30 protein-coding genes, 2 pseudogenes and 2 riboswitches are annotated in these 24,040 nt (G+C 56.7%); of the genes and pseudogenes, 10 read left to right on the forward strand and 22 right to left on the reverse strand.

The genetic code is table 11. The features are described 5' to 3' along the window. Positions 1–38: 38 nt before the first annotated feature. Genes G463_RS0110395 through G463_RS19915 form a run of 3 tightly spaced genes read right to left on the reverse strand, consistent with a single transcriptional unit; the run spans position 39 to position 2,034 of the window. On the reverse strand, positions 39–329 hold the full coding sequence (locus tag G463_RS0110395; RefSeq protein ID WP_026975115.1) for a Dabb family protein: 291 nt from the start codon (positions 327–329) through the stop codon (positions 39–41). 4 nt (positions 330–333) lie between these two features. Further along, positions 334–1,002 (reverse strand): methionine ABC transporter permease, encoded by a 669-nt coding sequence (locus G463_RS0110400; protein ID WP_035486810.1) that lies wholly within the window; start codon positions 1,000–1,002, stop codon positions 334–336. Positions 1,003–1,005: 3 nt separating this feature from the next. Continuing rightward, entirely contained in the window at positions 1,006–2,034 is a 1,029-nt protein-coding gene (locus tag G463_RS19915; RefSeq protein WP_051322188.1) for a methionine ABC transporter ATP-binding protein, read from the reverse strand. A gap of 110 nt (positions 2,035–2,144) precedes the next feature. Continuing rightward, positions 2,145–2,256: riboswitch (SAM riboswitch) on the reverse strand. Positions 2,257–2,492: 236 nt separating this feature from the next. Then, positions 2,493–2,594: riboswitch (SAM riboswitch) on the forward strand. Between the two features lie 94 nt (positions 2,595–2,688). On the opposite strand from G463_RS19915, the gene G463_RS0110410 reads away from it, so the two are divergent. The 5 genes from G463_RS0110410 to G463_RS21775 all read left to right on the forward strand — a co-directional run bounded on the left by G463_RS0110410 (position 2,689) and on the right by G463_RS21775 (position 7,370). Next, on the forward strand, positions 2,689–3,567 hold the full coding sequence (locus tag G463_RS0110410; protein ID WP_026975117.1) for a MetQ/NlpA family ABC transporter substrate-binding protein: 879 nt from the start codon (positions 2,689–2,691) through the stop codon (positions 3,565–3,567). 186 nt (positions 3,568–3,753) lie between these two features. Next, positions 3,754–5,340, forward strand: coding sequence for an MATE family efflux transporter (locus G463_RS0110415; RefSeq protein ID WP_026975118.1), 1,587 nt, complete (start codon positions 3,754–3,756; stop codon positions 5,338–5,340). 196 nt (positions 5,341–5,536) lie between these two features. Continuing rightward, positions 5,537–6,526 (forward strand): lipoate--protein ligase, encoded by a 990-nt coding sequence (gene lplA, locus G463_RS0110420; protein ID WP_026975119.1) that lies wholly within the window; start codon positions 5,537–5,539, stop codon positions 6,524–6,526. A gap of 13 nt (positions 6,527–6,539) precedes the next feature. Next, on the forward strand, positions 6,540–6,812 hold the full coding sequence (locus tag G463_RS0110425; RefSeq protein WP_026975120.1) for a DUF1292 domain-containing protein: 273 nt from the start codon (positions 6,540–6,542) through the stop codon (positions 6,810–6,812). Positions 6,813–6,857: 45 nt separating this feature from the next. Further along, complete coding sequence (locus tag G463_RS21775) at positions 6,858–7,370, forward strand: NUDIX hydrolase (protein WP_051322189.1); 513 nt, start codon at positions 6,858–6,860, stop codon at positions 7,368–7,370. Here the strand turns inward: G463_RS21775 and G463_RS0110435 are convergent. Further along, complete coding sequence (locus tag G463_RS0110435; RefSeq protein WP_026975121.1) at positions 7,350–8,006, reverse strand: HAD family hydrolase; 657 nt, start codon at positions 8,004–8,006, stop codon at positions 7,350–7,352. The two genes, G463_RS21775 and G463_RS0110435, sit on opposite strands and share 21 nt — an antisense overlap. Positions 8,007–8,115: 109 nt before the next feature. Between G463_RS0110435 and G463_RS0110440 the strand changes: the two genes are divergently transcribed. Continuing rightward, positions 8,116–8,445, forward strand: a complete 330-nt coding sequence (locus tag G463_RS0110440; protein ID WP_281171075.1) for an ArsR/SmtB family transcription factor — start codon at positions 8,116–8,118, stop codon at positions 8,443–8,445. 39 nt (positions 8,446–8,484) lie between these two features. Here the strand turns inward: G463_RS0110440 and G463_RS0110445 are convergent, their stop codons facing one another. From G463_RS0110445 to G463_RS23835, 7 genes are all read right to left on the reverse strand, one after another. Next, positions 8,485–9,432 (reverse strand): cation diffusion facilitator family transporter, encoded by a 948-nt coding sequence (locus G463_RS0110445; protein WP_026975123.1) that lies wholly within the window; start codon positions 9,430–9,432, stop codon positions 8,485–8,487. Between the two features lie 104 nt (positions 9,433–9,536). Next, positions 9,537–9,941 (reverse strand): hotdog fold thioesterase, encoded by a 405-nt coding sequence (locus G463_RS0110450; protein WP_026975124.1) that lies wholly within the window; start codon positions 9,939–9,941, stop codon positions 9,537–9,539. A 128-nt stretch (positions 9,942–10,069) separates the two neighbouring features. Further along, complete coding sequence (locus G463_RS0110455; RefSeq protein ID WP_026975125.1) at positions 10,070–10,603, reverse strand: YceI family protein; 534 nt, start codon at positions 10,601–10,603, stop codon at positions 10,070–10,072. Between the two features lie 180 nt (positions 10,604–10,783). Then, positions 10,784–11,728, reverse strand: a complete 945-nt coding sequence (locus G463_RS0110460) for an LCP family protein (protein ID WP_026975126.1) — start codon at positions 11,726–11,728, stop codon at positions 10,784–10,786. Positions 11,729–11,816: 88 nt separating this feature from the next. Continuing rightward, positions 11,817–11,987 carry a hypothetical protein gene (locus tag G463_RS22835; protein WP_156900170.1) on the reverse strand — a complete coding sequence of 57 codons (171 nt, stop codon included), beginning with the start codon at positions 11,985–11,987 and terminating at the stop codon, positions 11,817–11,819. Between the two features lie 3 nt (positions 11,988–11,990). Beyond that, positions 11,991–12,233: a hypothetical protein gene (locus G463_RS0110470; RefSeq protein WP_026975127.1), complete on the reverse strand. Its 243-nt coding sequence runs from the start codon at positions 12,231–12,233 to the stop codon at positions 11,991–11,993. Between the two features lie 171 nt (positions 12,234–12,404). Continuing rightward, the gene (locus G463_RS23835) at positions 12,405–12,575 is read right to left on the reverse strand and encodes a VIT1/CCC1 transporter family protein (RefSeq protein WP_156900171.1); all 171 of its coding nucleotides are present in this window, start codon (positions 12,573–12,575) and stop codon (positions 12,405–12,407) included. Positions 12,576–12,692: 117 nt separating this feature from the next. Between G463_RS23835 and G463_RS0110480 the strand changes: the two genes are divergently transcribed. From G463_RS0110480 to G463_RS19925, 3 genes are all read left to right on the forward strand, one after another. Further along, on the forward strand, positions 12,693–13,292 hold the full coding sequence (locus G463_RS0110480) for a MerR family transcriptional regulator (protein WP_026975128.1): 600 nt from the start codon (positions 12,693–12,695) through the stop codon (positions 13,290–13,292). Between the two features lie 130 nt (positions 13,293–13,422). Next, positions 13,423–14,094 carry a hypothetical protein gene (locus tag G463_RS0110485; protein WP_026975129.1) on the forward strand — a complete coding sequence of 224 codons (672 nt, stop codon included), beginning with the start codon at positions 13,423–13,425 and terminating at the stop codon, positions 14,092–14,094. A 156-nt stretch (positions 14,095–14,250) separates the two neighbouring features. Then, positions 14,251–15,033: a G1 family glutamic endopeptidase gene (locus G463_RS19925; RefSeq protein ID WP_084171533.1), complete on the forward strand. Its 783-nt coding sequence runs from the start codon at positions 14,251–14,253 to the stop codon at positions 15,031–15,033. A 108-nt stretch (positions 15,034–15,141) separates the two neighbouring features. Here the strand turns inward: G463_RS19925 and G463_RS19930 are convergent, their stop codons facing one another. From G463_RS19930 to G463_RS0110545, 10 genes and pseudogenes are all read right to left on the reverse strand, one after another. Next, positions 15,142–15,756, reverse strand: coding sequence for a GNAT family N-acetyltransferase (locus G463_RS19930; RefSeq protein WP_156900172.1), 615 nt, complete (start codon positions 15,754–15,756; stop codon positions 15,142–15,144). Positions 15,757–15,898: 142 nt separating this feature from the next. Next, complete coding sequence (locus G463_RS0110500; RefSeq protein WP_026975130.1) at positions 15,899–16,459, reverse strand: hypothetical protein; 561 nt, start codon at positions 16,457–16,459, stop codon at positions 15,899–15,901. A 138-nt stretch (positions 16,460–16,597) separates the two neighbouring features. Further along, positions 16,598–16,927 (reverse strand): antibiotic biosynthesis monooxygenase family protein, encoded by a 330-nt coding sequence (locus G463_RS0110505; protein WP_026975131.1) that lies wholly within the window; start codon positions 16,925–16,927, stop codon positions 16,598–16,600. A 108-nt stretch (positions 16,928–17,035) separates the two neighbouring features. Next, positions 17,036–17,230: a hypothetical protein gene (locus tag G463_RS0110510; RefSeq protein WP_026975132.1), complete on the reverse strand. Its 195-nt coding sequence runs from the start codon at positions 17,228–17,230 to the stop codon at positions 17,036–17,038. A gap of 716 nt (positions 17,231–17,946) precedes the next feature. Next, a pseudogene (locus G463_RS19935) lies at positions 17,947–18,729 on the reverse strand (SDR family oxidoreductase). A gap of 130 nt (positions 18,730–18,859) precedes the next feature. Beyond that, positions 18,860–19,174: a VOC family protein gene (locus tag G463_RS0110525; protein WP_084171535.1), complete on the reverse strand. Its 315-nt coding sequence runs from the start codon at positions 19,172–19,174 to the stop codon at positions 18,860–18,862. A 91-nt stretch (positions 19,175–19,265) separates the two neighbouring features. Further along, a complete protein-coding gene (locus G463_RS0110530; RefSeq protein WP_026975135.1) occupies positions 19,266–19,664 on the reverse strand; it encodes a GNAT family N-acetyltransferase in 399 nt (132 codons plus the stop codon). A 127-nt stretch (positions 19,665–19,791) separates the two neighbouring features. Beyond that, positions 19,792–20,841 carry an LLM class flavin-dependent oxidoreductase gene (locus G463_RS0110535; RefSeq protein ID WP_026975136.1) on the reverse strand — a complete coding sequence of 350 codons (1,050 nt, stop codon included), beginning with the start codon at positions 20,839–20,841 and terminating at the stop codon, positions 19,792–19,794. Positions 20,842–20,844: 3 nt separating this feature from the next. Next, the gene (locus tag G463_RS0110540) at positions 20,845–21,504 is read right to left on the reverse strand and encodes an NADPH-dependent F420 reductase (protein WP_026975137.1); all 660 of its coding nucleotides are present in this window, start codon (positions 21,502–21,504) and stop codon (positions 20,845–20,847) included. Positions 21,505–21,578: 74 nt separating this feature from the next. After that, the gene (locus tag G463_RS0110545; protein WP_026975138.1) at positions 21,579–22,295 is read right to left on the reverse strand and encodes an SDR family oxidoreductase; all 717 of its coding nucleotides are present in this window, start codon (positions 22,293–22,295) and stop codon (positions 21,579–21,581) included. Between the two features lie 200 nt (positions 22,296–22,495). On the opposite strand from G463_RS0110545, the pseudogene G463_RS19940 reads away from it, so the two are divergent. Continuing rightward, positions 22,496–23,167: pseudogene (locus tag G463_RS19940) on the forward strand (IS256 family transposase); the annotation flags it as partial. Positions 23,168–23,758: 591 nt separating this feature from the next. Here G463_RS19940 and G463_RS0110555 read toward each other — a convergent pair. Continuing rightward, on the reverse strand, positions 23,759–24,040 hold a 282-nt coding region (locus G463_RS0110555; RefSeq protein ID WP_026975139.1), incomplete at its 5' end, for a transposase.

Consider the following 24,040-nt stretch of genomic DNA (forward strand, 5'->3'; position numbering starts at 1 on the left):
GCGCTCCACCTTGTGGCTGACCAGAGGGCGATGTATCGTCATTCCGTAAGAAAATCCACAGCCACCGAACTCTCCACGGCAGGTGTGAGCACCTGGAGCAACTCTTGGTGTACGGGATGCACCGCATACCGCTCGAGCGCTGATTTGTCGGCAAGTCGCGCAATCAACGCAATGTCATAGCTGCGTGCCGAGTGCACGACATCCACGCCCACTTCGATATCTTCCAGTTCTGGAATCCGCCCTTTCATGGCGCGGGCCTGCGCCACCAAGGCCGATGCTTGGGTCTTGGCTTCCGGCTTGAGTCGGAACAATACCACGTGTGTGAACATCCCGTCATCCCCTTGACCGTTTTCTCGACACCGAGGCGACGATGCGGTCGCCAATCCATTGCATCACCTGCACCATCACAATCATGATCACAATGGTAACAAACATCACGTCCGTCTGAAATCGTTCGTATCCGTACCGGATGGCGAGGTCTCCAAGGCCGCCGCCGCCCACCACACCGGCCATGGCTGAATAACTGATCAGCGCCACCGCCGTGATGGTCACCCCGGAGATGAGCCCCGGCCTGGCTTCCGGCAACAGGACGTTGTACACAATCTGCCAGGTGGACGCGCCCATGGATTGGGCGGCCTCAATGACGCCTGCGTCCACTTCGCGCAGCGCTGTTTCCGCTAGGCGCGCGTAGAACGGGGCAGCGCCCACCACCAACGGCACGATGGCTGCGTTGGTCCCAATGGACGTTCCCACCACCCATTCGGTGAACGGGATCAGAGCGATGAGGAGGATGATGAACGGTACGGATCGGAAAATGTTCACGATGACGGACAACAGTTCATAGACCACTCGATGCTGAACCGATGCCCGCTTGGAAAACAGATAGAGCAGAACACCGATGGGCAACCCAATCACCACTGCCAGCACAGTGGCGACGGCCACCATGTACAGGGTCGACAGGCTTGCCTGCCAAACCTCCGGCCAAACCACATCAGACAACATGTATCACACCTCCACTGCAACAGGGGTCAGGCGACGCTCCTCCACCCCGCAACCCTTGGTACGTAAAGCCGCTACGGCCGCAGCCACTGCATCCTCTTCACCTTGCCAAGCCACCAACAGCTTGCCGTACGGCACATCTTTCAACGCCCCGATGCTGCCTTCGAGAATGCTGAACGACGCCCCGGTTTCGCGGGCTACCTCCGCCAACACGGGCGCATACGTCATGTCACCCACAAACGTGACTTCGAAGACCGGCGCCGACGTTGCGTGGCTCGGCAGCACCGTACGTCGATGGCGCCCGTCCACGTTCAGCAGGCGGCGCGTGACCTCGTGCTGCGGTTGCAAAAAGACATCCGCCACGCGCCCCAATTCCACCACCTTGCCGTGTTCCATCACCGCCACGCGGTCGCACATCCGTTGAATCACCGACATCTCGTGCGTGACCATGACCATGGTCAAACCGAGGCGGCGGTGAATATCGAGGAGCAGGTCGAGAATCGCCTGGGTGGTGTCCGGATCGAGCGCGGATGTGGCCTCATCGCACAACAGCACGTCTGGATCATTTGCCAAGGCGCGCGCAATCGCCACCCGCTGCTTCTGCCCGCCGGAGAGCTGCGCCGGGTAATGTTTTTCAAAGCCGCGCAGCCCCACCAACTCCAGCAATTCATGCACCTTGTCCATCGCCGCTCGCCGCGGCACGCGCGCCAGCCGCAGGGGAAACGCGACGTTGTCCGCCACAGAGGCGGAATTCAGCAGATGAAAATGTTGAAAAATCATGCCAATTTTCTTTCGCGCTTGCTGCAATTCGCGCCGGCCGAGCTGAGTGAGATCAGTTCCATCCACCTCCACCCGGCCTGCGGTCGGACGTTCCAGCAGGTTGATGCACCGCAGAAGCGTGCTCTTCCCCGCGCCCGAATACCCGATTAAACCAAAAATCTCACCGTCTTCCACGCGCAGCGACACGTCTTGGACCGCGGTCACGGTCTGATGACGGGATTTGTATGTTTTGGTGATATGGTCGAGAACAATCACCGAAATCCCTCCCTTTGTCCACAGATTTCTTCGTCCGACGAGTCAGGGGCGCTACGGCAGCATCCCTGCACGAAAAAAGCGCCCGAGAAGGGCGCACACCGTCAGCTCTTCTCTCATCTTTCGGACGAAACGCATGCGAGCAACGTCCGCAGGAATTGGCACCGTAAAGATTCGGTTGCCGTGGCTTCGCAGGGCCTGTCCCTCTGCCACTCTGGATGAGACACCGTTATATTCGATTTCGATGGGGTGAACGGTCCAGCCGCCAGCGACGTCCACCGCCGTACCGATATCAGCGCGCAATTCCAGTACGTGAACAATGTTCGGATGCCGCTGACAATGCTGTTTATTGTATTGCTCAAAAATTTTTTGTCAAGTTGTTGACTTTCGTTCCTGGCGCGTCTATCATCGGGTGGTGTAATCGGCGCGATGGATGCGCTACAAATATCATAGCACACAAGCTCTTATCGAGAGAAGGCTGAGGGACTGGCCCAATGATGCCCGGCAACCGGCAGAAATGCACGGTGCTAACTCCTGCGGAATCATGTTCCGGGAGATAAGAGGCGGAGACACTCATACGCCCTCTTTCCCCTGGAAAGAGGGTTTTGATATGTCCGGCTCTCTCGAGAGCGAGAAAAGAAAAGGAGTGGGGAAACCATGAAAATCACATCCTACTTCAAGACGGTGGCAGCTGCGGTGACCAGCGTTGTGCTGTTGGCAGGCTGCGGCGCGTCGGCCGACAACAACTCGTCGAACGCGACCGGCGCATCGAATGGCAAGCCGATAGTCCTCAAGGTTGGAGCCAACCCTACGCCGCACGCGGAAATTTTGGATTACGTGAAACCGAAGCTGGCGAAGGAAGGCATTGACTTGGAAGTGGTGGTATACCAGGATTACATCCAACCGAACCGCGCCCTGGCCAGCGGGGATCTGGATGCAAACTATTTCCAACACGTCCCGTATCTGAATGATTACAACAAAAAGAACGGCACCGACTTGGTACCCACCGTGTCGGTCCACTTTGAGCCGCTCGGACTCTACGCGGGCCGCAGCAAGTCTCTGACGAACGTGAAGGATGGCGCCACGGTGGCGGTTCCAAATGATACAACCAATGAAGCGCGGGCGCTGCTCCTGCTGCAGGATGCCGGGTTGATTCAACTGAAAGATCCGAATTCGCTGTCGGAGACCGTCCAGGACATTGTTCAAAATCCGCATCACCTCAAGATTCAGGAGCTGGAAGCAGGAACTATCCCGCGGGTACTGCGCGATGTGGATTACGCGGTCATCAATGGCAACTATGCGATTGACGCAGGATTGAAGCCGTCCGAAGCGTTGTACTCGGAAAAGGCGGACTCGCTGGCGGCCAAGACCTACGCGAACTGCGTGGTGGTGCGCAAGGGCGACGAAAACAAGCCCGCCATTCAGGCGCTGGACAAGGCGCTCACCTCGCCGGATGTAGCGGCGTACATTAAGTCGCACTTCCAGGGCGCCGTGGTTCCTGTGTTCGATGCTATCCAGCCCACGTCCTCGAAGTAATATGCCATTCGAAGCACAAACAGGCGTCGAGTCCCGGCGCCTGTTTTTGTTGTATTCGACAGTCGCATTGCGTAGACATGAAAACGGGCTGGATCTTGTCCCTTCTTTGCGTGCTCGGCGATGCGCACATCCAGCGATGCCACGGCCGGCACGCGAAGCAGAATCGCCAGGAGGGAGGCTGCGCGCATGAACACGGCGTTTCCCGTTCAAGCGTCCGCTGTGTACAGTCTGTCTGAACTCATCTCACGCGCGCTCGGTCTCTGGTTCCTCGCGCGGTTTGTGGATTTCTACGGTCTCGGATCGAGCGGCCTCCTTCGCACGGTGTTGCCGGTGCTCGGCGTGGCTTCCGCCCTGGGCACCGTCGGCATTCCGCAGGCCGTCACGCGCCTGCTATCATCCACTGGACGCCAGACATCCCGCGCCATTCCGCATGGTCTCGCACGCGCATGCGCATGGACCGCTGGATTCGCCGCGCTGTCCAGTGTTCTGTTCCTGTTTGTCACCGTCGGGTTGGCACACCCCTTGCAATTGGACAATCCGGACGTCGTACAGCTCTTACTGCTCTCCGTCCCTCTCCTCGTGATGAACAGTCTGTCCGCCACCATCAAGGCCGCCCTGCTGGGGCTCGGCATGAATATGCCGCCAGCATTGGCGCAGACGTTGGAGATTGCCACACGCGTTGCACTGCTGTTCTTTGTGACGCAAACCCCCGGTCCTCATCAGGATTTGACCGGTGCTGAAATGGGAATGTTTCTCCTCACCGCGTCCGAACTGTTCGAACTCTTGTTCCTTGTGTCCACACTCCTTTTCCTGCGGCTGGCTGGACGCCTGAAGACCGGGCCGCGTGGAGAACCTGAGCAACGCCACAGGGCGCTCTACCTGTCTGTTCTCCGCATGGCGCTGTCCCCGACGCTCCAATCCCTGCTGGCAAGCGCCGGCTACGCGGTGGAGTTGCCGTTGGCGGAACACTACCTCGCCCTTCAGTACGGTTCGCACCAAGCCGAGGTTATGATCGCGGAGTACGCGGCGGTCGCCCTCCCACTGTTGTGTGCCCCCATGTTCGTGACGGACGGAATGGCTACGGCCCTGCTGCCAACCCTCACTCACCAGCGCGTTGAGCAAGGGAGAGAAGTGTTGGGCCATGCACTCCGCAGCACCGTTCGCGTCGTTGCTATGATAGCCATCCCCGCCAGCGCCGCACTCTATGTCCTGGCACCGGACCTCTGCCGCTGGTTCGGGGCCACGGGAGCCGCACCGCTGTTGGCGTGGTTGGCTCCTATCGCCTTCCCATTGTATCTACAGGCGCCCCTCGGTGCCGCCCTGCAGGCCCAGGGCCAAAGCAGAGGTCTGTTGTACAGCGGTCTCGTTGCGGACGTCCTGCGGCTCCTGAGCCTCTGGTGGTGTCTTGGCGTGTGGCACCTGGCGGTGGCCGGCATCCTCATCACCTGCGCACTGGCCGTGTTGGCGCAGACGGCCATCCTGCTCCATATGACAATCCGCACGTCTCCGTTCGCGTTCCCCTATACGACAGTCTGCCAGGCGTTCCTCTGCGGGGTGGTGGTCTGCGCAATGTGCATGACCGCTCGCCGGGTGCCCGACCACCTGCGGTTTGACCACCATCCCGTTCTCTGGGCCACATTCATGGTCATGGCGGGCACCACGTATCTGCTGGTAGCAGGAGAGTTGACGCCTGCGGCTTTCGGCCGGCTGCCCGTGGTGGGACGGCCGCTGCGGCGCGCGGCGGAGGCGCATGTACGCCGCATGCTCGGGTAACGTCGCACCGCCCGAACGCTGCGACGCGGTCTTTTCACCCGCGCTATTCCCGAACCGTGCACGGTGGCAGCAAAACGTTTATACTAGGTGAGATCCCAAATCTCACCCTTCGGTTTGGGCCAAGGCAAACGTGCATCCGGCGGCCCCCGCCGAAAACGATGGTTGGACAACCTGTTCCCAACAGGAGGTGGACCGAATGCGATTCATTGACAACCAGGGTATTACAGATCCGCGCGTGAACCTCGCCATCGAGGAGTACGCCGTCAAGCACCTCGATATCGATGAAACCTATCTGCTGTTTTACATCAATCAACCTTCCATTATCATTGGAAAGAATCAGAACACGTTTGAGGAAATCAACGCTGAATACGTTCGGGAGCACGGCATCGTGGTCGTCCGTCGATTGTCCGGCGGCGGCGCCGTGTACCACGACCTCGGCAACCTGAGCTTCAGCTTTATCACCCGCAACGACGGGAACAGCTTCAATAATTTCCGCAAGTTTACGGAACCCGTCATTGAAGCGCTGCGGGCACTCGGCGTTCCCGCGGAACTCAGCGGCCGGAACGATATTCTGGCAGGCGGACGGAAAATCTCCGGCAACGCGCAATTCGCCACGCGCGGACGTATGTTCAGCCACGGTACGCTCATGCTGAACACGGACATCGACGCGGTCGTTCAAGCGCTCCGCGTGAAGGCGGACAAGATTGAATCGAAGGGCATCAAATCCATTCGCAGCCGCGTCGCCAACATCTCCGAGTTCCTGGATAAACCCATGGACATTCACCAGTTCCGTCAGTGGTTGCTCGAGTTCATTTTCCGCGGGCAGTCCCCGATTCCCGAGTACAAGCTCACTGAAGAGGACTGGCGTCAGATTCGGAAAATCTCCGAAGAGCGGTACCAGAATTGGGACTGGAACTACGGAAAGTCGCCTGCCTTCAACGTTCAACGTTCCCACCGGTTCCCCATCGGATCGATTGATGTGCGCTTATTCGTCGAACGCGGCGTGATTCAGTCGTGCAAAATCTACGGGGATTTCTTTGGCGTGGGCGACGTGGCCGACCTGGAACAGCGAATCACCGGTGTGCGCTGCGATCACGATGCGTTGGCCGCCGCGCTCGACGGGATTGACCTGACGCATTACTTTGGCCAGATCACAAAGGATGAGTTCCTCAATCTCATTGTGTAAGGAGCGATGCGAAATGGCTTGTGCCTGTGGACACGACACCTGCAGCTGTAAGACCCCGGAAACCATTCACCTGATGGATGAAGCGGGGATTGTTCACCCGTTTTACATTGCCGACGAACTGCAGATTGAAGGGCAGCCGTACGCCTTCGCGGTGGGTCTCGAGGACACGGAGCAATACGCTTTGCTGCGTGTGGTGATTCATCCAGACGGGCGGCGGACGTACGCCAATATTGAGGATGAAGCGGAGTGGACCAAAATCCAGGCGTTTTTGGCCTCGGTACAGTGACTGCCGCAGTTTCCGGGACAACGGAATGGAAGCGAGGCGCAAAGCTTGTCCAGATACAGCAATCAAATCACAGCGGCTGCCATCGGCACCGCGCTCAAGGACGGAAACCTTCTTCTGCTTCGCCGGGAGAAGGAGCCGTTCATCGGGAAATGGTGTCTGCCCGGCGGCAAACTCGAACTCGGTGAGCATCCCTCTGCCGCCATCTGCCGGGAATTCCGAGAAGAAACCGGCTTGCATGCGGCGGTCGAACGGTTTTGCGGTGTGATTTCGGAAGTCGTCCCCGGCGTGGAGGGAGACAGTCAATTCCTGTTGTTCATGTTTCAACTGCGCATTACCGGCGGTGAGCTGCTGCCGGAAGGCACGTCGGAGGGCGCACTGGCTTGGTTCCCGCCGCATGGCCTGGAAGGCCGCGTCATTCCGTCGGATGCCTGGATGATTGAGCACATGCTGCTCCGGACCGACGGCCCAAATCTCGTGGAACTCCGCTCCACCGACGCGGAGTCGACCATTCTGCAAACCTTCCCACTCCGACTGAAATCACTGCATAACGCCCCGTAAAAACTTGGATAACTTGCCCACCGTCCGAACCATGGCGGTGGGCTTCGCTGCACAAAGTTCCTGTTCCGAACCGAAGCCGAACAGCACCCCAATGGCATCCACGTGATGTTGCCGGGCGCCGAGAATATCGTATTTTCGATCCCCCACCATCACGACCTGCCCGACATCGGGGCGCCCCAGCGCACTGAGCGCTGCCGCGATGACCTCCGCCTTGTCCGAGTTCCGCCCATCCAACTCACTGCCGCAGATGGCGGTGAATACGTCCGCCATGTGGAAATGGGTCAAGATTTTCTCCGCGTACACCGTCGGTTTGGACGTGGCGAGCGCGAGCACATGCCCCTCTTCCTTCAGTGTGCTCAACATTTCCGGAATCCCCGGAATCACTTCATTTTCAAACATTCCCACCGCTTCGTACCGTTCGCGGTACGCAAGAACCGCCTCCCGGGCTTGGCCTTCATCCATGCCGTAGCCCTGCTTGAAGGCGTCCAGCAGCGGCGGGCCGATGAACGACTGCAGTTTTTGTTCGTCCGTTTCGCGAATGCCAAATCGGGCCAGCGCATATTGAATGGACCGCACAATGCCCGTTTTCGGATTGGTCAGCGTTCCGTCCAAATCAAACAGAATAAATTTGTACATTCATCAAAAGCCCCGCTTTCTCGCCTTTCCACGGTTGCGGTTCCGTTGCCGCCTTGTAGAAATGTCCGTATACTGGGAAGTGTAATCGATTGAGTTTGGAGGTTGTCTCATGATGAATACCAACCCCGCGGCACCCCTGTGTCCGTCCGGGGGGGAATCGCACGAATTGAAATTCAAAGCGCTCGCTGACAAGAAGCGATTGCAGATTGTTCAGGTGCTGGCGCGCCGCGGTCGCGTGTGCGTGTGTGATTTGACGGATGTGCTCGACATCCCGCAGTCCAGCTTGTCCTATCACTTAAAGATTCTTATGGATGCAAACTTTATTACGCGGGATATCCACGGAACGTGGAACTATTACCGTGTGAACCGTGACGCGTTTTATGAAATTCTGGCGCCAGATCTGTGCAAACAGCTGCTGGATGGAGCCGAGTCTGAGTAACTCCGCTCCCCCGCAGTGCTCCTGTCCGTGAAGCGCTTGTCAATGTCGATGGCCGGATGTCTGGGCATTGCAGAGCAGTGACGGTTCATGAGGATGCTCCGGATCTTCCACCTGAATCGTCACGTGCCCAATGCTCATATGAACCAGACGGTGCTCAATATCGCGCAGAATTTCTTGACTCTGCTGCACTGTCAGGGATCCATCCATCACCACGTGGCAAGACAATGCGTTCATGCCGCTGGTGAGGCTCCAGACATGGAGATCGTGCACATCGTGCACGCCCGGTACGGCACAGATGACCGCGCTCACCTTATCCACGTCAACCTCTGCAGGCGTTCCCTCCATCAGGATGATCACCGTTTGACGGACCAGCCGCCATGCCCCAAACGCAATCAACAGTGCAATCAGGATGCTGAGCACCGGGTCCACGACGTACCAACCCGTTATCCACATGACGACGCCGCCGACCATGACTCCAGCCGAGGCCACCGCGTCGCCGAGCATGTGAAGAACCGCGCTTTGCACATTGAGGTTCTCCTCGTACCGCATCCTCAATCCGAGGTACAGATTGACTGACAGACCCGCTCCAGCACTGACAAACACAAAAGGCCCAGTGACGGGTTCCACGTGCTGCAGCCGCTGCACCGCTTCCCACAAAATCCACACGGTGACGGCAATGAGCGTCATCCCATTGACCAGGGCCGCCAATATTCCCGCGCGATAATAACCGAATGTCATCCGGCGATTGGACGGTCGTTCGGACTGAACCAGGGCATACCACGACAGGCCAAGCGCTGCCAAATCCGTCAGCACGTGCCCGGCGTCCGACAGCAACGCCAGACTGTGCGACCACACGCCGCCCAGCAATTCGATCACGAAAATGCACAGAGTGAGAATGAACGCGCTGCGCATCTTGCCAACCGGTGCATGAGAATGAAACACGTCTTCATGGTGATGGGTATGAGGGTGATGGTGACTGTGTTCCATTCCTATGCTCCTTCCCGTATTCCCGGCGTGGTGGTTCTTATGTATTGTATCGCCGTGAGACCCGCCATGACAACGTGTGCCGTCCCTGCCCGCGATGTGCCGGATTACCCCCGCTTGTCCCGAATGGCCACTGTACACCGGGACACACAGACCAGTTTGTCCTCCTCGTCGACGATTCGAATATCCCAGACCATGGTGGTTCGTCCCCGATGGAGCGGAACCGCCACCGCGGTCACCACGCCGTCAGCCTTGCTTCGAATGTGGTTCGCATTGATCTCCAACCCCACCGCAATCTGCCGCTCCTGGTCGATGAGATGCCAGGTGCCAATGCTTGCCACGGTCTCCGCCAACGCCACGGAAGCGCCACCGTGCAAAATTCCGACCGGTTGCCGGGTCGCCGCGTGAACCGGCATGGTGGCAACCACCCGCTCCGCTGTCACCTCCACAATCTCAATCCCGAGCGCCCCCACAAGCGTATCCTGTCTATCCAACATCTGTCCTTCACTCATCGCGCAATCCTCCTTCATCTTGTCCTCCAACTTCGTGGCACAAGGCCGTAATTCCTGCATGAAAAGGAAAAGCGGGCCAGGTGCACTTGGCACCTGGTCCGCTCACTGCAATCTTTGCCGCACTGACCTTAGGCCTGCTTGGCAGCCTGAATGTCCAGTTCAAACTTCACCTGGTCCGAAACCAGCACACCACCCGTTTCCAGCGCTGCGTTCCATGTCAAACCATAGTCGCTGCGGTTGAGCTTGCCCTGCGCGCTGAAACCGACTTTCTCGTTGCCCCACGGATCCTTCCCCTGACCTTCGAAAGTCACCTTGAAGGTTTCCGAGCGGGTGACGCCGTGCAAGGTCAGGTCGCCGGTGACGTCGTACTGGTCGGCACCCGTTTTCACGATTTGCGTGGCCTGGAAGGTGATCTTCGGAAACTTTTCCACGTCGAAGAAGTCGGCGGAACGCAGGTGCACGTCACGGTCATTGTTGCCCGTGTCGATGCTCGCAACGTCAATGGTGAATTCGATTTCCGCGCTGGTCAGATCTTCCGGATCTGCGACCACCGTCGCGTCAAACTGCTTAAAACTGCCACGAACGGTCGAAAACATCATATGCTTGACAGAGAATTCAATGTTGCTGTGCGCAACGTCAATTGCCCAATTTGCTTTTGCCACCTACGTTCCCCTCCACAAACTTACTGTTTACAATTCGCTAAACAAATTCAAGCTACAAGTCGAAGTATATCCTCTTGCCCATCGTTTGTCAACGCGTTGCCGACAGATGTGCGGACTAGTTTGCACAAATTTTAAAAAACTCCCCACTGCAGCACCGCCTCAGCGAGACTGCGGCGGCGCTCACTGCAAGAAATGCTCTGACACGATTGATTTCAGCTTGGCGGAATCAAGCACAATCTGGTCGCTGTAGGCGTGCAGCACATCGTCGTAGGCACTGACGCTGGCGCCCGGAATCGTGAAGTAATGAACCTGCGCAGGTTGAAAGGACTTCGCAGCCAGCGCGAAGCTCAGCATGTCCGTCTCCGACATGTTGGTGGCAATCAGATAGTTGGGCACACTTCGAAAAAATGCCGGCAGTTTCGGCAGATTGGCGGGGTGGACCAACGCCTTGGCAATCCCCATCAGCGCCTGTTCCTGCAACTGCTGCCGACTATAGTCCCCCTGTGGCAGTGAATCGCGCTCGTGCACCACCTCGGCGACCATCTCCCCGTTGAACTCGTACGTCCCCGGTGGAATGACCTTCCCCTGGTTCTTGGCATACCATGGATGCGTGAGCGTTTCGCGGAACGGGATGGTCATTTGAATTGGACCAATGGCGTCCACCATCGACTGCAGGCCCCAATAGTTCGTTTCCGCGTAGTAATGGATGGGAACACCGGTCAGGTCGGCCACCTCCGTCACCGTGTCAAGCACCCCCTGCTGGACATTGCCGTTCGCCTGGCCGAGGTACTGAACATTGGTCAACTTGGTGTAGCCTCGCCCAGGAACATACACCCGGCTGTCGCGCGGAATACTCAGCACATCGTACGCCTGATGCGCAAAGTCGAGGTGGCAGAGCAGAATGGAGTCGGTATGCGATGCCACGTCGTGTGGACGCGCGTCCGATCCCAGCAGCAACACGTTCACTCCGGTCGACGGCGCGGCCTGGCGCGGATTCACCACAGGCGTTACGCGTGCGAAGTGATGACGCGGCTGCAACGTATAGTACGCATACCCCACGCCCCCGGCAATCACCGCCACCAGGACGGTCATCGCGGTAAGCACTGTCTTGGCGAATCGCTTCACGGTTCATCCCCCGATTCGTCATGGATTCCACTAGTATGCGCTGTTTCACGGATTTCTTGCACGAAATTTCCATTGTCTGCGGACACGCTCATCGGCGTATCTCCAGAGGCGGCAGCAGCGTCTGCCAGAGGTAATAGGCGGCATAACGCGCCATGGCGCCCAAGTCGTCGGCGGCGACCAACGGCTTCCATACCGGCTCACGACCTACGGTCCGATAAAAATCATCCATCGAAACGGCCGTTTGAAACATGTGTCCCACCGGTCAGGCAACATCTCGCTGTTGAGCTGCGGAAACCCCATCCGGCAATTCCACCACCAGAAACGCGGCATCCACACCGTCTTCGAGTCGAATGGTCACTGGAATGGACTCCCCTGCGCTGCGCAGCACTCGCGTATATGCCGCACCGTCCGGCGGAATCTGCGCCAGCCGCGTAGGTCGCGACAGCGGACGTCGCATCGATTGCCGAAAGTCCAACGGTCCTGTGACGGGAATCCGAATGTTCAAGTTTCGTCTCTCCTGCCTGCCGCATCTCGAAACGCGAACGGCCCCAGAGGATGGCAGGGCGGCGCGGGACGGGACATTCCCTTGCCGAGCCATAATCTCGGACCGTTCTCTTAATGACAGTGTATAATGCGCACAGCCTGTTCATCACCCATTTGTACGTCGGTACCCAGCTCACGCAGAAAACAGCTTTGCCAAGAGAAACGCCGCTCCGGCCGCAAGCCCACCCACTAATGCGGTCTGCAAGGCGCTTTTGTACGCATTGACGCCTGTGAACTTTCCCTTGACGAATCCGAACGCCGCTCCACATGTTCCATGTCTCTTCCCCCAGAAAACGAATGACATAGTTTTATCCTGACCTGTATAGATTAGTCAATCAAAATCCGGTGATTTAGGAACGGTTGCGGGGTTGACTTTCACGTTGCGTCAAGGTTTAAAGTGACGGCAACAGGAGGTGAAACAATGGCGTATACGGTGCACCAACTCAGTGAACTGGCCGGCGTCAGCGCCAGAACGATTCGCTACTATGACCAGATTAGCCTGCTCCGGCCGGCAACGACCAACAGTGCCGGGTATCGAATGTATGGTCCGAACGAAGTGAATCGCTTGCAACAAATTCTTTTCTATCGAGAACTCGGTATGCCCTTGGAGTCCATTCGACAGATTTTTCGCAAACAGTTGGTGGAAGACAACGAACGGAAGTACGGGGAAGAAATTCGCGCCAAGTACGGTGACGATATCGTCAATCAGTCAAACCAAAAACTGCTGAACATGACTCCAGAGGAATTTCAGCAGGCACAGCAGTTGGAGCAGGCGGTCAAAGTCACATTGGCGACAGCCTTTCGAACGGGCAATCCCGCGAGTGAAGCCGCACAGCGCGCGGCCTATCTGCACCGCCAATGGCTGTGCCATTTTTGGCCGACCTACAGCAAAGAGGCGCACGCCCGCCTCGCCCAGACGTATATGGATGACGAGCATTTTCAATCCTATTACGAAGCGGAACCGGGGATGACCGCGTTCCTGCGCGAAGCCATCCGCGTCTACACTGGAATGCAACAATGACCGGCCGATGCGGTCGCCGGCACAAAGCGTGGCGACGACCGCACTTCCCCTCCGGTTGAACTTTGTCGTACCATCGAGTTGGAGACCAAGACGTATCCGGCGGCCCGTCTACCCACTTGGAGTGTTGTGAATGAGAAAAGAAAGAAAGACGATTCCCGAATGGGAGAAGGAACTTCATATCCAATTGCTTGATCTGGACGGCTTTCATCCACAGGATGACCAATTGATGCAGCGCAAGTTCACAAGACGTGAATTCGAAATCGCCGCAGCGGAGTGCACCATCCGTGCGCAGCGCGAGGGATGGACGCAGCAGGCTGCCAGAAGACCGCGTTCGCTTCGACGGGCTTTGGCGCTCTTGATATTGTTTCCACTGCCCACCGCGTGCGTCTGGATTTTTTCTCTACTGTACGGTCTCATCCGTCGCATGTTTGGACTAAATTGGAAGATTCCAGCCGTCATTCTCCTGTTAGATGCATTGATCTTCATTATCCAACCGATGGCGGTCCTGGTTTCCGGCCCGCTCTACCCGTGGTACCACATCGCGGACAGCCTGCATCACATCCTCGCGCCGTGGTGGGCACAGTTCAAGTTTCACGAACTGCACCAGTCGCTCAACCTGGCCGGCGTGAACGATCCGCTATTCCACCAAGTGACCATTTTCCAAACGCCGCTCAATCTCTACTTTGGCTTGCCGCAGGCCGTCACCAGCGCCCTGTGGTGGGGCTCGTTCCTGGTCTCCCTGCGTGTTGGGCTGTTCGGATCGAAACGAAAACGGCTCCATCGCCCCGGCTATGATTCATAACCCGCGAAGGAGCCTTGCTCCCACCGGCCCCACGCCGCATCCTCGCCCCCTCCACCGCGTATTATTCTGAATATTTCCACAAGCAGGGACAGGCATTTTCTCGCAGAATGATTTCCTCGCAATAACAATTCATCTGTGAGGAAAGGATGATGTGCCATGTCCCGTTTGCCGTGGAGGACTCTTTGCGCCATCACTTGTCTTGGAGCCGTTTGCACCACCGCCGCGCCATCCGCCGTGGCCGCAGAACCACCGGTCATCTCCCATGCACCGAGAGTTGCCCTTCCGTCGCCGAAAACCGCCACCAACGCCTCGTGGTCATCCAGCAACTGGTCTGGCTATGCCATCACCGGCAGCGGTTTTAACAGTATCACGGGCGACTGGACGGTGCCCACCGTGCAGCCTTCTACAAAGGCTACCTACTCATCCAGTTGGATTGGTATTGACGGGTTCAACAACAGTAGCCTGATTCAGACAGGGACGGAACAGGATTACTACAACGGTTCCGCACATTATCAGGCTTGGTGGGAGATTCTCCCCGCTGCGGAGACCGTGATTCCCAGCCTGACCATCCACCCCGGGGATCACATGCACGCTTCCATCCAAAATCTCGGCGGTGGAACGTGGTCCATCACTTTGCAGGACGTGACCACAAGTCAATCGTTCACCACCAAGCAAGCTTATTCCGGTCCGCAGACATCAGCGGAGTGGATCCAGGAAGCCCCCACGGTCAACGGCAGGGTGGCGACTCTCGCCAATTATGGGGAAGCCACGTTTGATCCAGACACCGTCAATGGCGGCAATCCGCACCTGACCAGTACCGAAGGCGGTGTGATGATTCAAAACGGAGTCCAAGTGTCCACGCCTTCGTCACCCGATTCGGACACGGATGGGTTCGACGTCGCATACGGTTCCGCCACGCCAGCCCCACCCGCATCATGAGCATCGCCGCAACGCACAGACGCGCCCACGGGCTTGGTGCGCCTCTGTGCACGAAATACTGATGTTAGGTGCTTACGGTTCCGCTTGGAGAATATCAAATTCCCCTGGTCAGTCGCCAGTATTACCTGAACAATGGCCCGTGATGGTCGTCCCACGCAGCGTCGCGTTCCAATGTTCCACCGTCATACTGTAGATGTTGTGATCTTCCCACTTGCCGTTGATTTTGAGATAGTATTCGGCCAATCCTTCATACCGGAAGCCGACCTTCTCGACGACTCGAACGGACGCGGCGTTTCTAGGCATGACCGCTGCCTGCACGCGGTGCAGTCCGAGTTGCGTGAAAGCACCGGCAACAACCAATCCCACAGCCTCGGTCATATATCCCCGGCCGTTCATGGCTTGGTCCAGGAAATATCCGATGGTGCAACTCTCCCAAGCCCCTCGAACCACATTGCTGAGATTCACTCGCCCTATCAGATGTCCGCCGTTATTCAGAAAGATTCCAAACCCATAGGCGGTTCCCGCCTGCCAGTTCGCCAGGGCCTTGGTGATTGCCTCTTGTTGCGCCGCACGTGTGAATTGCTCATCCGACTGCGTGGGCTCCCAGGGCTGTAGAAAGGTACGGTTACGCAGACGGAGTTGGTAAAGATCTTCTGCATCGTCCGGTTGAAACGGCCGCACGTACACATTCGCCCCGTACAGTATCAAGGTCGCCACCTCCATGCACTCAGTACTCCTTCTACGATGGGCATCGTACGCGGACAATGCGTGGATGAAAATCCCATCCCGTGTTCGCTCCTGATGTCAACGCCCAATCGCCAGGGACCACGGCCTCACCATAGCCTCCTTACACACATTCGAGCAGTCAGTGGTATATCATGCTGGTGGCATGCCATGCCAAGGGATAAACGATTCCCCCCAAGCTGATCAACCCAAAAAACCCGGCATACACAGCCCCTTTCCGCTTTCGCCTGACCTCTGGTTCCAGGACATACCGATTTAACCAAATACAGTACATGGGAAACAGAATAGTTGCCGTGGCGAAGGTGCTGAAAATAAATGAACTCGGCATGTTCACGAGTTGCATCGCCGTTGGATCCGGAGGCGCCGGTCGGTAGCACACCGTGAACACGATGAGCGGGATCCACCCAAAGAAAATCCGGGTATAGAGCCATTCCCGTTCGCCGAGTTGTCTCAATGCGTACCAGAACAGAAACCAGCCAATGGCGTAGAGAACATATGACAGGATGGCGGAGAGGATGGGTGCGAGAACCACGCCTTCGTTGCCGTCGCCCGTGATCATCCAAATGATGAGTCCGAGGTTAAATCCTCCCACATAGAATACACATACGCCCAAAACACCGGTCAATAGGATTTGGAATACACTACTGAACACGTTCAATGCCCACACCCTGAGCACATGCAAGGTTCATCGCCTCTCTGTCATGGAGTTCCACATGCAAAACATCGGCTTCGCCCGCCGAGCCCAGCCTGATGGACGACGTTCTGGTTGGGCATCATGCGCATTTCCTCCCCCCCCTTCGTCGTACCTCCCGGCGCAAGGCTAACGTTCGAAGGCGTACGCCCGTTCCACCTTACTGACTCGGGTGGTGAAACGTTCGTACCAAGTTTCGCGCTCCAGTTTTTGTGCAATCCGGTGGCGGGCATCCTCCCGCCACTGTCGAATGGCTTCTTCCGACGCCCAATACGAGACCGTAATCCCAAACCCATTGGATTCCCTTGCACCCTCCACACCCAAGAATCCGGGTTGCGCCTTGGCCAATTCAACCATTTCCTCCGCCATCACACCGTACCCGTTGTCGCCGCGTGTGCGAAGAGACGTGAAAATCACCGCGTAGTACGGTGGCTCAGGCGTTTTTGCCAGCTCCGTCATGCTTGAATGCCCTCCCTTTTGAATTACAAAATCATTCATTGCAGTTGCATTCGTATCCGCTCCGGCGGTGACACCACTTCAACGAGTGCGATGACGCGCAATGTGCGCTCAGTGGAAGAAAAGGTTATCGGCATGGATGGCCCCTGATTCATCGGTAATGGCCCATGCCTCCGAGCCATCCGCCAGGATTGAGAAAGACAAGTTATCGGACTCAGCTTTGCCGTCGCTGAAATGTCCGCTTAACCATACGAAATACATCGGCTTGTGGTCGACTTCGGTCTCATCCTGCATGATCTTCAACACCTTTGGATCCACATCGCCAAAATGTTTCGAAACCTCAATGATGGCTCATTGCACATTGGGCGAAAGTGCGGTCCATTGTACAGCATGCGGCGTTGTGCTTTGAGTTTGTGAATGCCCGCAGCCCCCCAGTAACAATGGTACGACACATAGGATGATGGAGACGACTGATTTCACGTTTCACACTCCGCCGTTCTCAGAATCGGTGGATTTTCCCCGATATCACTCATCATACTATAGCAAACATGAGCACATCCGGTCGGGGTGTCGATTACCTCATCATCGTGAAGAAAAATGACCCAAAGGGAGTTGGAATACCACGCTCCCAGCGACAAACCCCGCCAACGATACGGACACTACATCAAGAGGCATATGGATCTGTTCAGCCATCCAGGGAATCATCAACCCTTGGCTAAACGTTACCGCCATGGCAGCACAGATGAGGGCGATGAAGGTTTGACCGTGTGCTTCGGAATCGCGCCGAGGCCAAAACGCGTCTTCATTGGACTGCCTGCTCGGTACCCCCAACCATCTGTCCCCCAGTTCGGCCAAAAATAAGAGGTCTCACATCCGGTAAGGGACGGAGACCGTGGTGCGACCGTTCAAAATTGACATTCATTACAGATTCTCATCCAAACAGCCGTAAACAAACGACAGCACTCGCCTCCCGGGAAGCGGGAGCTCAATTTCATCACATCGCAATGATCGATTGCCTCTGGTCAATCCCAGAACCCACCATCTGAATGAATAATCTGTCCCGTAATCCACTGCGCATCGTCGCTCGCCAAAAAAGCGACCAGTCGTGCGGCATCCTCTGGTTGTCCAATCCTACCCATGGGGAACTTCGGTCGTAGAAATTCTTTGACTTGAAGTGTCATCCACCCTGAATCTGTTGGACCGGGGTCGATGGCATTGACGGTGACCCCGAGCGAAGCAACCTCTCGGGCCAGACCACTTTGTGAACGTGGAAATGGCCCCCTTCGTGGTCACATATGCAATATTTCCGGGTTCTGGCGTCTTGTCCTGACCGGAAATAAAATTGATGATTCGTTGGGCACTGATTGTACCATATCGTTGGACAAAGCCAGCGGACAACAGACATGTTCCGGCCACATTCACGGCATAGTGTCGATGGAGAATTTCTCCTTCAGTGTCGCGTAGCTGACTTCTTCACAATGTGCAGCGTTGTTCACCAAGATACTGGTAGCACCGAGTATCCTTTCTACCTGGTCGAGCAGGAACTCCGGCGCATCGGAACTCGCCAGATCTAGACTCAAATGCCCAACCCGAACACCCAAGGCGCGTAACTCATGTTCCAATATGGCTGGCCACGCCTCATTCGAACCTCCGAGAGTTGTAGCGTCAAATGGAGCCCAGTGCGTAAAGAAAATGTCCGCGCCCTCACATGCCAGTGACCGACAAATCGCGGTGCCAATCCCTCGCTCCCTGCTGGCTCCCGTCACAATAGCAATGCGGCCGCTAAGCGCTTTGTCATATTCCATCCTCCTCAATATCGGTTTGGGTTTATGTCCGTCCTATCTCCAGCCACATGGGCCTCACCTCCCTTTCTCCAAAAGCGGTTCCTCGTAGATAGCAAAAAACCGTGAGGCAAACGCGCCCACGGTTCCGCTGTCAGTCCCGTGAAGTAATCCGCAGGTAATACCCATCCGGATCCTGTAACCGAAAATCTTTCAAGCCCCATGGCCGCATCAGTAACGGTTCACTGACTGGATAACCCGAGGCCTGAACACGTTCATATAGCTCATCAACATCATCGACTTCCAGGACAATCTCGACGCCAATCCCCTTTCTCTCATCGGGATGATGCAATTGAAGCGGATGATCCGCCGATAGCTTCGACAAAACCCCCAATCCGATTTGCACTTCGCCATTGCTGACCACGGTGTATTCTGCTGTTCGATGGCGTCCCGGAGAAAATCCGAGAATGGTCTCATAAAATCAACCGACACTCGCACATCCTGTACGAACATTTCAAATCTGGCAGTCATCATGAGCATCACCCTTGGATTTCAGGTGCCTAACGTGTTCGGCGAATGATCCATGCATTCTCGGCCTTATCAAATCCAACCTTCGGATAGTAGGACATAGCGGTTGGAGCAGACAAAAGGATTAACGAGACCTGTTCCGACAGCTGCTGTCGTGTGCGTTCTATGAGCTCCCGCCCGATGCCACGACCTTGATATTCTTTATCCACGGCTAAATCGGAGAGATAGCAGCAATAACAGAAGTCTGTGAGGGAACGGGCGATTCCAATCAACTTCTCCCCATCCCACGCTGTCACCATGAGATTCGCGTAATCCAGCATCTGTTGAATCCTCTGGATGTCCCCCGTTGGTCTATGAATTCCAGAACGCATGAACACATCCGCCGCTTCTTGTGCGGTGACTGGCACGTTCACGCGATATTCAATCGGCATGATGCACTCCCCATTTCTTCAGCGCACCGGATTCCAGAGGATTTCCAGCTTACGTCAAGCTTTCGTATAGCATGTTGAAGAAAGCGCTTCTTCGCATTCGCAAATCGCTCCGGCGCATCGGCAATGGTTATGGTTGCCCCTCCCATCGCGCAACTTCTTCCCGAACCCGCGGTGCAACCTCTGTCCCGAGCAACTCTATGGCCCGCATCACATCATCGTGTGGCATGGTGCCCACCGGAACATGGAGGAAAAACCGGGTGATCCCGACGGTTTTCCGCAGATCGATAATTTTCTGCGCGACCCAGTCCGGATCGCCGACGTACAGAGCCCCGTCGAAACGGCGCGCGGCATCGTATCGCGTGCGGGTATACGGTCCCCACCCCCGTTCCTTCCCGAGCACTGTCATCGCCTGCTGAGTGGAAGGGAAAAATTTCTCCGCCGCGAGGTTCGTCTCCTCGGCTACGAATCCATGCGAATGCGACGCCACCGGCAATTGAGAGACATCGTGTCCTGCATGAGCGGCAGCTTTCTTGTACAATTCAACGAGCGGCGCGAACTGACGCGGACTCCCACCGATAATCGCCAACACCAAGGGCAAGCCAAGCAGTCCCGCTCGAATGACGGACTCCGGTGTGCCCCCGCTCGCAATCCACACAGGCAGCGGATCTTGGACCGGCCGCGGATACACGCCAAGATTGTGAATCGGCGGCCGGAACTTCCCGTGCCACGTGATTTTCTCGGACGCTCGGAGTTTCAGCAGCAGGTCCAACTTCTCTTCAAACAACGCGTCGTAGTCGTTCAAATCATAGCCAAACAACGGGAACGATTCGATGAACGATCCGCGGCCAGCCATGATTTCCGCGCGCCCATTCGAGATCCCGTCCAGCATGGCAAACTCCTCGAACACGCGCACCGGATCGGCCGACGACAGCACAGTGACCGCACTCGTCAACCGGATCCGCTTCGTCCGCGATGCCGCCGCAGCCAACACCACCACCGGCGACGGCGATGCATAATCTTTACGGTGGTGCTCGCCCACGCCAAAGACGTCCAGCCCCACCTGGTCGGCCAGTTCAATTTCCTCGACCACTTCTCGCAAGCGCTGCGCGTGGCTGATCACGACCCCTGTCTCAGCGTCCGGGGTGGTTTCCACAAACGTGCTGATCCCGATTTCCAACGCTCAGGCCCTCCACTCCGCTGTGCGAACCGGGCTTGCCGCCTGCAGCGCTTTGCGCAGGCCTTCAGCATCGAGATCCGCGCCGTAGCACGGTGTTCCTGGCTGCTGCCGCCAAGATTCGTCCAACCCCCCGGCATCCACCGGATCAAAGCCGAGTTCATCTACCAACTGCATCACCTTTTGCTTCGCCACCGGGTCATCTCCGGCAACTGGAAGCGCAATTCGCCCGGGCGCGCCAGCCGGAAGCCCTTTTTCCAGCAGGTGTTGTGCACGGATGTTGTTAAAAACCTTGATGACGGGGCGCCCCAGGTGTTTTTCCACCCAGCGGCTTTCTGGCATTCCTTCTTCAATCTCCGCGATCTTGCCATCCCGCTGTTTCGGATAGTAGTTCCCGGTGTCTATCACCACCGTTGTCTCCGGCACATCGGCAAACAAATCCGCGGGCAGATGCGGAATGTTCTTCTGCGGAATGGTCACAATCACGATGTCCGCACCGTGAACAATCTCTTTTGCGGTTCCCGGCTTCGCTCCCGTTTCCGCGGCCAAATCCTGCAGCGAAGCAGGTCCCCGCGAGTTCGCAATGGACACGTTGTGACCGAGTGTCGTCAAACGGCGGGTCAATGTACCGCCAATGTTCCCGGTACCAATGATGGCAATGTTCATGGTTTTTCCCTCTCTTCGCAGCAGGCTTCATTGCCTTGCCCAATGATGTTTCGGATTGAACAATTCTTGCATGATTAAGACAGCATGGCGCCGCCCTCGATTTGAATGACGGTACCCGTCGTAAATGTATTTTTCGCCAGGTACACATAGGCCTCAGCGATTTCTTCCGGCCGGGCAACATGCTTCAGCAAGAGCGACTGCGCGACCGATTGAAACATCGCTTCACGGCTTTCGGCGTCCATCCCGCTGTAAATCGGAGTATCCACCAGTCCGGGCGACACCACGTTGACTCGAATCGGCGCCACATCCACCGCCAAACCGCGGGCGAGCCCTTCAATGGCCGAGTTGATAGCGGCCAATGTCGCGGCCCCTCGCGCCGGGCGAACGCCGTACACACCGGAAGTCAGCGTGATGGAGCCGGAATCCTTGATAAAAGGCAACGCACCGTTGACGGTCACGTATTGTCCCCAAAACTTGCTGTCAAACGCCGCCCTCGCATCACGGATTGGCAACGCATCGAAGGGTCCCATGGCCGCGTCGCCAGCCGTAATGACGAGGTGATGGAACGGGCCAATGTTTTCGAAAAACTGCTTGGTCTGGATTTCATCCCGGAAATCGAGGACATGCCCGTGGGCTGCCTGTCCAAGCTCCTTCTTTGCCGCATCCACTTTCTCTTGTGACCGGCTGGCAACGATGACCTCGGCACCCTCCGCCAGAAACGATTTTGCCACCGCCAGGCCAATTCCTGAAGTGCCGCCCACGATGACGACACGATGGCTTTGCAACGACACGGTTCATACCTCCTCACCGATTGCGCGTGTCCAGATTACCGCGCACGATCAGCACGTGTGTACGAGGATTTCCAACTTCCATCTTACTCTTATATCTTCTCTTTTTACAGTATCTATTTTTCCGTAATGAAAATGATCCACAACCAAGCACTTCAAAAACTACCATTCCATCACGACACGTGTCGGCCGTTTGACGCTGCGGAATCAATGAGGACGGGTATCGTGAGATTCTGGGTCTCATGGTTGGAGACAGCGAGTCAGAAGCGAGTTGGAGAGAATTTTTCGCTTGGCTCAAATCACGGGACCTGCGTGGCGTGGACATCGTCGTGTCGGACAGCCATACTGGCCTCGTGCGGGCCCTGCAAACCCAGTTCCAGGGTTGCACCTGGCAGCGGTGTCAGACGCACTTCATGCGTAACGTGTTAGACGCCTGCCCGAAATCGATGCAGGAAGAAATCTGCAAACGTGTGAGGGCCATCTTGAATGCACCGGATATGAACACAGCCCGGCTGCTCAGGGATCAGTTCGTTGAGGAATATGCACAGCGGGCTCCAAAGGTCACTCAGGTGTTCGAGGATGGATTCGACGATGCCACGGCTGTACTGGCTCTGCCAGAACGCTATCGACGCCGCTTACGGACAACCAACAGTGTAGAGCGGCTGAATGAGGAGATTCGCCGCAGAGAACGGGTGATTCGCATCTTTCCCAATCGAGAATCCGTGATACGCCTCGTAGGTGCACTGTTGATGGAAATCGACGAAGCATGGATGACAGGACATCGATACCTAAACATGGAGGCGTTCTTGCAGTGGCGGCAGGAGCAAGAGAATACCCCATATCACGAAGACAAGGTGGCTCGTCTGAGTAGATAGGTAAATGTGAACCTTTTATGAATCATGCCGAAGAGGGGATTTTACACAAAATCTCGGACTTGATCCTCAATGTCGCGAAACGTCAAACGCTCTCGACGAGCCATCGTTATCGTCTTCCCGTAGCCTTGATTCACACGGCGCCCTTTCTTTATACGTCCTCACCCAGTTCCCTGCGTTGGGCCACCAGCATATCCCGATATTCTACTGCAGCGACCCACCTTGCATTGGCGGTCGTGACTCGTACCGGGCGGGAGTGCCCTGCGCACCTCAGTTGCCCGTTGCGCTACTGTAACAGCCTTGGCATAGCGCGTTTTCAGTTTCGCAGTCTCGCGTTTTCGCAACGCTTCCTGCGCCACGTGCTCACCCACTGTCACAGCCCACCTTTCGCACAGTTCACAGCCCAACATCCTCATGCCGGGCGGAATGCGTTCATTGCAGGTCCAGCAAAAATGCATCAAATCACCTCATAACCGCAGGAAGCCCTGCAGCACCGCTCCGGTTCGGTGGGAGGTGTTCGGCCGCACGCCGCCTTGCAGGGCCAGTGTAATAACAAGAGCACCGGCCACAGCCAGTGCTCTCACTAGTGCCCCTTCAGGCAACCTTGATCTTCTTTTGTTCCCGTAGAAGGCTAGCGTTTCGCCTGTGCTTATTGCGCCAGCGAATATATGCCCGAATTGCGTCAGCAAGTGCCTTGTGGTCCTCATGGTTGCTGCCACTCAGCACAAACTTGCGCAACGGCCCGAAATGACACTCAATCCGATTGAGCCACGATGCGTGTGTCGGAGTGTAGACCAATTCCACATTGTTCTCGACCGCCCAGTTTCGGACACGCTCATGCTTGTGCGGCGAAAAGTTGTCCAGGATGATGTACAG

The organism is Alicyclobacillus contaminans DSM 17975 (genome assembly GCF_000429525.1).
Classification (GTDB): domain Bacteria; phylum Bacillota; class Bacilli; order Alicyclobacillales; family Alicyclobacillaceae; genus Alicyclobacillus_A; species Alicyclobacillus_A contaminans.

Bases quoted from the DNA above. Each gene is read 5' to 3' on its own strand.
- lplA (WP_026975119.1), top strand. From the start codon at position 5,537: ATGCGATTCATTGACAACCAGGGTATTACAGATCCGCGCGTGAACCTC.
- G463_RS0110400 (WP_035486810.1), bottom strand. From the start codon at position 1,002: ATGTTGTCTGATGTGGTTTGGCCGGAGGTTTGGCAGGCAAGCCTGTCG.
- G463_RS0110450 (WP_026975124.1), bottom strand. From the start codon at position 9,941: ATGAGTGAAGGACAGATGTTGGATAGACAGGATACGCTTGTGGGGGCG.
- G463_RS0110435 (WP_026975121.1), bottom strand. From the start codon at position 8,006: ATGTACAAATTTATTCTGTTTGATTTGGACGGAACGCTGACCAATCCG.
- G463_RS19925 (WP_084171533.1), top strand. From the start codon at position 14,251: ATGTCCCGTTTGCCGTGGAGGACTCTTTGCGCCATCACTTGTCTTGGA.
- G463_RS0110480 (WP_026975128.1), top strand. From the start codon at position 12,693: ATGGCGTATACGGTGCACCAACTCAGTGAACTGGCCGGCGTCAGCGCC.
- G463_RS19930 (WP_156900172.1), bottom strand. From the start codon at position 15,756: ATGGAGGTGGCGACCTTGATACTGTACGGGGCGAATGTGTACGTGCGG.
- G463_RS0110410 (WP_026975117.1), top strand. From the start codon at position 2,689: ATGAAAATCACATCCTACTTCAAGACGGTGGCAGCTGCGGTGACCAGC.
- G463_RS0110415 (WP_026975118.1), top strand. From the start codon at position 3,754: ATGAACACGGCGTTTCCCGTTCAAGCGTCCGCTGTGTACAGTCTGTCT.
- G463_RS0110425 (WP_026975120.1), top strand. From the start codon at position 6,540: ATGGCTTGTGCCTGTGGACACGACACCTGCAGCTGTAAGACCCCGGAA.
- G463_RS0110505 (WP_026975131.1), bottom strand. From the start codon at position 16,927: ATGACGGAGCTGGCAAAAACGCCTGAGCCACCGTACTACGCGGTGATT.
- G463_RS0110395 (WP_026975115.1), bottom strand. From the start codon at position 329: ATGTTCACACACGTGGTATTGTTCCGACTCAAGCCGGAAGCCAAGACC.
- G463_RS23835 (WP_156900171.1), bottom strand. From the start codon at position 12,575: ATGTCATTCGTTTTCTGGGGGAAGAGACATGGAACATGTGGAGCGGCG.
- G463_RS0110540 (WP_026975137.1), bottom strand. From the start codon at position 21,504: ATGAACATTGCCATCATTGGTACCGGGAACATTGGCGGTACATTGACC.
- G463_RS0110440 (WP_281171075.1), top strand. From the start codon at position 8,116: ATGATGAATACCAACCCCGCGGCACCCCTGTGTCCGTCCGGGGGGGAA.
- G463_RS0110485 (WP_026975129.1), top strand. From the start codon at position 13,423: ATGAGAAAAGAAAGAAAGACGATTCCCGAATGGGAGAAGGAACTTCAT.
- G463_RS0110530 (WP_026975135.1), bottom strand. From the start codon at position 19,664: ATGCCGATTGAATATCGCGTGAACGTGCCAGTCACCGCACAAGAAGCG.
- G463_RS0110445 (WP_026975123.1), bottom strand. From the start codon at position 9,432: ATGGAACACAGTCACCATCACCCTCATACCCATCACCATGAAGACGTG.